The sequence below is a fragment of the Bacteroidota bacterium genome (genome assembly GCA_018698135.1).
GTDB lineage: Bacteria > Bacteroidota > Bacteroidia > CAILMK01 > JAAYUY01 > JABINZ01.
This window is the reverse complement of sequence record JABINZ010000135.1, coordinates 1-4,198: the sequence shown is the minus strand read 5'-3', so window position 1 is coordinate 4,198 and position 4,198 is coordinate 1. Positions and strand designations below refer to the sequence as shown.

Genomic DNA, 4,198 nt, shown 5'->3' with positions numbered 1-4,198 from the left:
TAGTTATTTTTAAACTGAAAGGAGAATGGGCCGAAGCAAAAGGAGAAAAGTTTGACTGGATTGGATCGATTATTTATGCTGCATCTTTATTTGGCATAATGTATGGCCTTTCCCGAATGCCTTCTCAAAGTGGTTATGTGTTTTTATCGCTAGGTTTACTTGTGTTAGTAGCATTTATTTTATTAGAGAGAAAACTCGATTATCCGGTTTTGGATTTGAGATTATTTACTAAAAACAGAGTTTTTGCCTTTTCCAATATGGCTGCTTTAATAAACTATAGTGCCACTTTTGCAATTACCTTTATGCTAAGCTTGTATTTGCAATTTGTGAAAGGATTGAGTCCACGGGATGCAGGTTTGATATTGGTTGCTCAACCCATTATGATGGCTGTTTTTTCACCTTTGGCAGGTCGATTATCTGATCGGGTTGATGCACGTTGGTTGGCTTCTTTGGGTATGGCAATTACTGTTGTGGGTTTATCCATTTTGGCTTTTTTCAATGCAGATACCAGTCAACTAAGCATTGTTTTGTCACTCATCATATTAGGCTTTGGTTTTGGCATATTTTCATCTCCAAATACCAATGCAGTTATGAGTTCAGTTGAGAAAAAGTATCTTGGGATAGCTTCGGCAAGCTTGAGCACCATGCGTTTAACGGGTCAAATGTTTTCGATGGGAATAGCCATGTTGGTGATCAATATATTCATTGGTGAGGCAACCATTAATCCCTCCAATTTTCCTGATTTTCTGATTGCAATGAAAATTTTATTTCTGACCTTTTCATTCCTTTGTTTGATTGGTGTATTTGCTTCATTGGCTAGGGGAAAAGCAGATTAACTTGACGATATATAGATATAGTAAACAACATAAATAGACATTAAGCCTAAAGAGGAATAAGTATAGCATGTACGAAATATTTAATTTAAATACATAATGCATTTTTAAACTCACTTTGATGAAATGGCTTATAATGTGTTCTTTTTATTGCAGTAAAAGAGAAAAGAAATTAAATAGTTGGCTGCTAGACACTTTTCTACACGATTGATTTGAAAAATTAATTAAATTTATAACTTAATATGAACGGTGAAATTATGTATAACCAAAACAGTATTTTAATTGTTGGGCTTTTGTTTGCCGCTATTTTATTAGCCTACGAAGTTTGTTTCCGAATAGGTAGGCGATTTCAACGAAAAACAGACAATGAAGTAAAGGCTCAAACGAATACAATTCAAGCAGGAATTTTAGGTTTGTTAGCTCTTTTGTTGGGATTCACTTTTAATATGGCATTGCAGAGATTTGATAACAGAAGCTATGCGGTGATTCAGGAAGCAAATGCAATTGGAACGTCATTATTAAGAACAAAACTTTTACCGGAACAATATAATTCAATAACATATGATCTTTTGCAAAAATATATTGATTTAAGAATTGAAATAAGTTCAATTGACTTGACAAAAGAAAGTGAACGAAAATCCATAAATCAAAAAACAGATTTCATTCAAACTCAAATTTGGGACTCAGCTATCAAAGCTGCTGAAATTGACCCCAGGCCAGTTACAACAGGCTATTTTATTACTTCACTAAATGACGTAATTGATGCAAGAGGTGAAAGAAATGCAGTTTTACAAAGGCACGTTCCTGAAGTAATATTGTTTTTACTTTTTATTGTTTTCATAATAGGTGGCGCATTAATGGGTTATACTTCAGGTCTGGGATTAAAAAGAGCATATATATCAACTGTAATGTTTACATTTTTGATTGTTTTAGTTGTGTTTATTATAATAGATTTAGATAGACCAAAAAGAGGATTGATAAAGATAAAGCAAGATAGCTTGATTGAACTGAAATCTAATCAATAATATAGAACGAGCATTGCTGAATATGCGAAATCAAATACTGCTTATTTAGTATAATTTATAGCAGATAATAGAATATAAATTAATTTGAAAATTAGAAATAGGGATCAAAAAAGCAAACCACTAAATTGATGGATATTATATTATCTAGCACTTCATAACAACTAGATAATATTTAATTGTATAAAACGAGCATGAGTAAAAGTCAATACACATACCTATGTTCCGAAACACTTCAGTGTGCAGGCACAAGGAAATGATTATATGCGAGTTATCCCGATAAATCGGGACTGGCAATATGACCTTTTAAAATAATTAAATACATGAAAACTAGAACATTAGTTATTTCTCTTTTGATTTTGATAAGTTTTACTCGTACTTATGGCCAAATTCTTCATACGGAAAGTTTTTCTGTCATACTTGATACAAGTAAATTGATTAAGGGAAATATTGTCCCTGATTTTAAATTTCAAAATCTTAAAGAAAATTTAATTGAATTTGAAAATACATCGGATATTACGTTCCGAATGAAAAAAAGTGCGATTACAATTGCAAACAAGATTGAACTGTCAAAATATGGCAAGGAAGTATTATTGAGTGGAGGTTTTTTATACATAGAATATAGAAAAACTTTTGACAGCAGGTTTGTATTTGAGCCCTATTCGCAGTTACATTGGTCAGAATCAAGAGGTTTGGAGTTAAAATATGCTGGAGGAATTAATCTGAGATACAGAATATATCTTTCTGAAATGATTGGATTTTATTTTGGAACAGGTCCTTTTTATGAATTTGAGAAATGGAATTATCATGGAGTTCGGGATGATCTAGTTCCAACAAATCCAATAGATGTTGTCAGAGAGCAGTATAAATTAGGTAGTTATGTAAGTTTTAAATTGAAAACAGACTTCAATTTCGATTTTGACATTAGTTTATATTATCAAAGTAGCTTTGAAGAATTATTTGCTTCTCCAAGGTTAGCAAGTAGTTCAAGTATTAAGTATAATTTTACCGAACATTTAGGTTTGGTTTTACAATATCAAAATATCTACGACTATAAGCCTGTTGTTCCTATTGATAAATTGTATAACAAGATTTTGTTTTCGTTTGAAGTTTCCTTCTAGCATTGGAGAGTGACTGATTTTTTATACCTAAAAATTTTCGTTTCAGCTGATATCCGATAGCCAAATTATATCCAGGTACTTTAAGTAGAGAATATACTGTAATAGTTTTGGAAATTTCAATACAGATTCCAGTGGTTTTACTGATTATTATGCTTTTAGGAGGTCTGCTTTGTCCTAGTTTTATCTTTTTTGCGTCCCCAATAATTCTCAATTTAAATTAAGGAGCAATACGTATTTTTGCATATCGCAATTAAAAATCTACCATGGACAAAACAATGATCATTGCTGTTGGATTCATAAATCTTGCATTTGTACTATACACAGTTGGTGTTTGGGCTGAAAAAATTAAGGGACAACTTAAGTGGTGGCATGCTATTGTTTTTTGGTTTGGTGTAGCAGCCGATTCAACTGGAACTGGTGCAATGGGAGTATTGGCTGGATCTGTATTCCAGTTTAATTTTCATGGTTTAACTGGGATGTTGGCTATTCTTCTTATGCTGTTTCATGCTATTTGGGCAACTATTGTCCTTGCAAAGAAAAATGAAAAAATGATTTTGAAATTCCACAAATACAGCCTTTTTGTATGGATTATCTGGTTAATTCCTATGATTACAGGGATGGTGTTTGGAACGATGCATTAAAGAATCAACATTCCTTTTTTGAAGATTGACTCAAGTCTCTTCCTTCGTCAGTATTGGCAATAATTGGATGGTGATTGTCCTAAGTTTTCTGTTCATTCTGAGGTACGAAGAATCTGTCATCAAAGATCAAGTCAGAATTTGCTTTTACTTTATTAGTTGCTGTTTTATTCACGGTTTTCAGATCCTTCCTTTGTCAGTATTGGCAATAATTGGATGGTGTGTGTCTTGGTTTTCTGTCATCTGAGGTACGAAGAATCTGTCATCAAAGATCAAGTCAGAATTTGCTTTTACTTTATTAGTTGCTGTTTTATTCTCGGTTTTCAGATCCTTCCTTTGTCAGTATTGGCAATAATTGGATGGTGTGTGTCTTGGTTTTCTGTCATTCTTAGGTACGGAGAATCTGTCATCAAAGAGTAAACTGAGTTTTCTTTTATGTTACAATCTACTATTTCACTCTCAGCCTTCAGATCCTTCCTCCGTCAGGATTGGCAATAATTGGATGGTGATTGTCCTAAGTTTTCTGTTCATTCTGAGGTACGAAGAATCTGTCATCAAAGATCAAATCAGAATTCGCTTTTACG

Annotated in this window: 4 protein-coding genes; all 4 read left to right on the top strand. The window is 32.8% G+C overall.

Annotation, left to right across the window (positions count from 1 at the left end):
- The coding region (locus tag HOG71_08935) for an MFS transporter (protein MBT5990969.1) at nucleotides 1-836 on the top strand (836 nt) is incomplete at its 5' end.
- Nucleotides 837-1,090: 254 nt separating this feature from the next.
- The gene (locus tag HOG71_08930) at nucleotides 1,091-1,858 is read left to right on the top strand and encodes a hypothetical protein (GenBank protein MBT5990968.1); all 768 of its coding nucleotides are present in this window, start codon (nucleotides 1,091-1,093) and stop codon (nucleotides 1,856-1,858) included.
- Nucleotides 1,859-2,178: 320 nt separating this feature from the next.
- Entirely contained in the window at nucleotides 2,179-2,976 is a 798-nt protein-coding gene (locus tag HOG71_08925; GenBank protein MBT5990967.1) for a DUF481 domain-containing protein, read from the top strand.
- Between the two features lie 275 nt (nucleotides 2,977-3,251).
- Nucleotides 3,252-3,617, top strand: a complete 366-nt coding sequence (locus tag HOG71_08920; GenBank protein MBT5990966.1) for a TIGR03987 family protein — start codon at nucleotides 3,252-3,254, stop codon at nucleotides 3,615-3,617.
- Nucleotides 3,618-4,198 lie beyond the last annotated feature (581 nt).